The organism is Roseiconus lacunae (genome assembly GCF_008312935.1).
Lineage (GTDB): Bacteria > Planctomycetota > Planctomycetia > Pirellulales > Pirellulaceae > Stieleria > Stieleria lacunae.
Genome location: NZ_VSZO01000080.1, coordinates 1 through 4,859, shown reverse-complemented (window position 1 = coordinate 4,859; position 4,859 = coordinate 1). Strand labels below are relative to the sequence as shown.

The following is a 4,859-nucleotide window of genomic DNA, read 5'->3' as shown; positions in this document are numbered from 1 at the left end:
TCGGCCCACCGCATGATGACGCGACCTCTGTTTCCTTTTGATCGCACTTGATGCCACGGTATGGTAAACGTTTCCAACGCCCAACAATCGCCAATAATGGATCGTGATCCTGTACGCCTATTGCGTTGTCGCGGTGGAGTCTTCCAATGGCCCCAGCACTCGATCAAGCCTCTCGATCGGATCTCGCTTGACTCCGGTACCATGGTTCGCACACACAATTCTGGTCCCGATCCAGACTGATCGATCGCCCCACGTCAACCTGCGATCGCTACAATAGATCACGACCGTCCAACTTCACCACGACGGCAACCGTAAAGCGACGAACCATGTGATGAACGGGAGTTGCGGCGCACTTGATTCCTGCGTTCACGATGCTTGGCCGCAACCCCGTTATCACCACCGTTCCCCGATCTAAACGTTGAATGGCATCTCAGCTCTTGACCGTTTCTGTAATTGGAGGGGCGTCGTCCGCCGTCGCATGGTCGACGCTTGAGGATTGGGCCGTTGCTCGCACGTTTGACGAACCGAATGAGTGGTGCCCATCGCAGTGGTCTATTGGAATTCGTTCACGCCTAGATCATTTCGTTGACTCTCTCAACGCGAATCGTTGCTCAACCCCGATTCTTTACTTCTCTTGTCACGCCGACACGTGGTCGATGGGTGATATGTACGATCAATTGATGCAACCGCCCGTGCTTGGCAAACCACTACATCTAATGTCCGACCACCACGAGTTGTGGGCGCAACCACTTGGTGATGGGCACGCGATCGCACATCACGCCGCTGATTTTCGACATCAATCGTCCGATATACCTGAATACTGTTGGGTGTCAAATCGAGTGCAGGAGGCCGCGATGGTCTACAATGAGGAAGTCGGGCAGGCAATACTACTGTTGGTACGAACTGTTGTCGGCGGGCTCCTTCAAGACGAAGGCAGGATGCTGGACGATGTTCCATCATGGATCCCAAAGATCGACGGGGAACCATGAATTGCACGGGAGGCCGGGAGTCGCGTTCAATGGTCTGCTTGCAAGTCGTTCGCCCGGCCCCCCGTGAATTCCACCGTTCGTCGTGCTAAGTCACGTTCGTTGGTTCATTCACCTTCGACAGCGGATCAGATCCGACGCCTGTCGTTGTGGCTGGACTTGGGCCCATCGCGTCGTAACGCGACCTTTGTTTCCTGTCGATCGCTCTTGATGTCACGGTTTGATAGATCATCTTCTCCAATCGGATGATGGCTTGGTGATTCGCAACGCAAGTCATTTTCGTCTTGCCGGATGACTCGCGTAGGGGCCCATCGATTGACAACGGAACAGTAGTCGCCTGTTGATCGCACCTGATGTTGCGGTTTGGCTGTCGCGCCTGTCCCATCGCGTAGACTCACCTACCGGCCCATCCAATGACGACGGAACCTCTGTCGCTTGTTGATCGCAATCGTAGTCACGGTTTAACATCGTAATCCCACTTGACAATAAGGCCCATCACCACGCAGCGATTGCTACAATGGTTCTGGCCCGTCCAACTTCCAACCGGCGGAAAACGTAGCCTGACGAACCATGTGATGAACGGGAGTCGCGGGCGCTGCTGTTTCCTGAGTTCACGATGTTTGGCCGCGACCCCGTTATCACCAACGTTACCCGACTGAATCATGCGTGATTTCGACAACGCGGTAATCGGTCTTGTGACTTACGGAGCCGATTGGGTTCCTACCATCATCTTTACGGATGCACGTGACCGCAAACTGTTCCTTAAAATAGCAGGTTGGCTCCAGTCGAAGTTTGACTTGGAGCTTGTCGAGGAATACGGTTCCACGGCAGAGGACGGAAAAGAATACTGGACTTTCAATCACAACAATTCGAAATGGATGCTTCTGCGATGCTACTATCCTCATGGCATATCGTTAGATGGATATTCGCCGCACGATCTGAACGACTTTGAGACGATCAGCGCCGTATGTAGCGCAAAACCTGTCGGCTGGCGATATCGTGTCGCGCGTCTTCAGCGTCGATTGTTTGCAAGCCGATTCGAGCAGTACTACGTCGCACCCCGGAAGACAAGCAACGGTGTTGGGTAACAATCGCGTGCACCGGAGTACGCGAGTCGGCGTTTTTGAAGTTGAGAATTTTTTGCGCGTACCCGGTGACGCGTGTCGTTCCCCGACTGAGACGCTGACTATCAAACATTGACTCACGATCCAGCGATATCGAATCCTTACTCACCTCCATCGCACGATGCTGCTGCGGCTGCACGTCCAGTTCGATCGATTCGATCTCGACGCGGCCCGGCTTTGTTCCTCGCGACTGGCGGATTGCTCGGCGCGTTCGCTGCCATTCCGTTGGTTGTCGCGATTCCAGTTTCAGCTGACCCGAACCCACTCGGTTTTTTGCTTGTGCTCCTTGGCGTCCCGATTGGTGGCCTGGCTTACCGCATGCGCTCCCGCAACTATCCTGTTGACAGTGCCACACGTTATCGACTGCTCCGATACTGCGCATTGCCGATACTTTTGCCATTCTCCATCGCAATTCTCACTGGAATGCGTGCCCAAGGATTCATGATGACCGTTGTCGGTTTCGCGATCGCGCTGTCTCTCATCTTTGGTATTCTTTTGGCTGGTCCGCGACGCCAACGAAGCGGGGAACCATCCGGTGCACCCGAGTCCGCGAGTCGAACTGTATTGAAAACGGAAGATCACCTGCGCGGACCGGGTGACCGGTAGACGTTACCCCGTCCATAGCCATGCAGAAGAATTGAACAGGACGAAACGACAGGAATGAGTGTCGCTAAATCCATAACGATTGCCCAGAAAGGTTTATCATTTGGTATCATTCGTCGTACAAAATTGTTCCCAACGTTAAAGATACTCAACTCGTTTTTGCTCTGTGGATTCGACGATGCAGCATCTGGAATGACGATCCAGTGGGAACCATTCACAATTAACGAGTCTGAGTACAATACGTTTCGGCATATTTGCGAAGACCATTTTGGGCAACTGAGGATCGACTGTTTACGATCGGAAGAATACTCGGACTGGTTTTCCAAGGCTGCTCTTATGCACACAAACGGTTAGCTGAAACCAAAGTGGGGTAACCATGCGGTGAACGGGAGCCGCCGACAACGCGGATTTTGGAATCAGAGTTCTCTGGCGGCGGCCCCGTTACCGCCATCGTTACCCGACCAATGAGCAACGTCGGTGGACAATCAAACCGCCAATGAAACTCACAACCGAAGACGCAGCCGAAATTGAATCGCCTAGCGAGGACGACATTGACGCGACATTGGTTGGCGATTCTTTCGGTAGCTTCGCCATTTTGGAACGGACACCCGATGACTACATCCAGATTGGCAATGCATGGCAACCTGACGATCCGACAAGAGCGTTTCTCGCCAAGACGGGGTCGGACCCATGGATTCTCGAGTACCACATTCCTGACGCTGACTGCAACCAGCGGGCAGACGTTTTTGTAACACTGGACGATGCTCGGCGTGCCTTCAAGCTCTTTTGTTCCGGTGATGTGTCATGGCGTGACTGGTATACTTGGTCTCCTTGGGATTGGAGAGTTGACCGTTAATCTACAGCATCACAGCGGCGGGTAACCATCGGATGCACGCCGAGTCGCCGAGTTGTGATTATTGAAGTGGAGGATCGCTCGCGGCGACCGCGTGATCCGTTGCGTTCGCGATGCCATCCGACGCCCGGTGGTGAGGCCCACTGTTTTTTGCGATCTCTAGAATCGCTAACGGTTCATCGATGATCAATGGTTTTGTTCCGTGCTCAGAAGAAGCCCATCGCCTATCGATGTTGCTTCAGATCGCAGACGGTTTGACAGATGGCGACTAGCCAACGCCTGATGGGAACGGCTCTTGGCATACTGCACTCCAATGTCGCCAATCGTTATGTCACGTGACTTCTGTTTCCTGGGATTCGCTTCGAATATCGCGGGGCAGTTGATCGTATTGGATGCGAGGTTGTTTTTCGATTCACTTGATTTGACGCACAAGCGGATGCGGACAACCGACGCCTGACTGGGACGCCGGATGTCACTTCAGGTATTCAATCGGTTACACTGGCAAATGGCGACGGTGCTTCGTGCTGTCGTTGCGCGCGGGCTCGCGAACAATCGGATGCACACGGAGCAACGGAGTCGGGGGCCTTTGGGTTTTAGTTTTTACTTGATCGCCGTTGCCCGGTGATCCTAGCCGTTCGTCGTGCTACTTTACGTTCGTTGGTCCATCACCTTCGAGTGCGGATCAGATCCGACGCCTGTCGTTGTGGCTGGTATTGGGCCCATCGCGTCGTGACGCGACCTCTGTTTCCTAGTGATCGCTCTTGATGTCACGGTTTGATAGAGCAGCTTGTCCAACCGGATCATGGCTTGGTGATCCGCAGCGCAAGTCACTTTCGTCGTGCCGGAAGACTCGCGTAGTGGCCCATTGCTTGGCAGAGGAACATCAGTCGCCTATTGATCGCTCTTGATGTCGCGGTTTGGTTGTCACTCCTGGCTTACCGTATTGATTCACGTACCGGCCCATCCATTGGCCACGGAACCTCTGTCGCCTGTTGATCGCATTGGTGGTCACGGTTTGATATCGTAATCGCGATCGACAATAAGGCCCATCACCACGCAGCGATTGCTACAATGGTTCTGGCCCGTCCAACTTCCAGCCGGCGGCAAACGTAGCCTGACGAACCATGTGATGAACGGGAGTCGCGGGCGCTGTTGTTTCCTGAGTTCACCATGTTTGGCCGCGACCCCGTTATCACCAACGTTCGCCCAATCAAAATGTTGACACGACCCAACGACGGTGGCGGCACGACACTGGTCCTCGCTGACAGCGACGACCTAGCTTCCGTGCCCGAA

Annotated in this window: 4 protein-coding genes; all 4 read left to right on the top strand. The window is 54.0% G+C overall.

All coding sequences use genetic code 11. The annotated features are described in order from the left end of the window. Nucleotides 1-656: 656 nt before the first annotated feature. Nucleotides 657-989, top strand: a complete 333-nt coding sequence (locus tag FYC48_RS27295) for a hypothetical protein (protein WP_160149802.1) — start codon at nucleotides 657-659, stop codon at nucleotides 987-989. Nucleotides 990-1,648: 659 nt separating this feature from the next. After that, a complete protein-coding gene (locus FYC48_RS27290; protein ID WP_149499987.1) occupies nucleotides 1,649-2,074 on the top strand; it encodes a hypothetical protein in 426 nt (141 codons plus the stop codon). Nucleotides 2,075-3,209: 1,135 nt separating this feature from the next. Continuing rightward, nucleotides 3,210-3,569, top strand: a complete 360-nt coding sequence (locus FYC48_RS27285) for a hypothetical protein (protein ID WP_149499986.1) — start codon at nucleotides 3,210-3,212, stop codon at nucleotides 3,567-3,569. Between the two features lie 310 nt (nucleotides 3,570-3,879). After that, nucleotides 3,880-4,023, top strand: coding sequence for a hypothetical protein (locus FYC48_RS28050; protein ID WP_160149801.1), 144 nt, complete (start codon nucleotides 3,880-3,882; stop codon nucleotides 4,021-4,023). Nucleotides 4,024-4,859 lie beyond the last annotated feature (836 nt).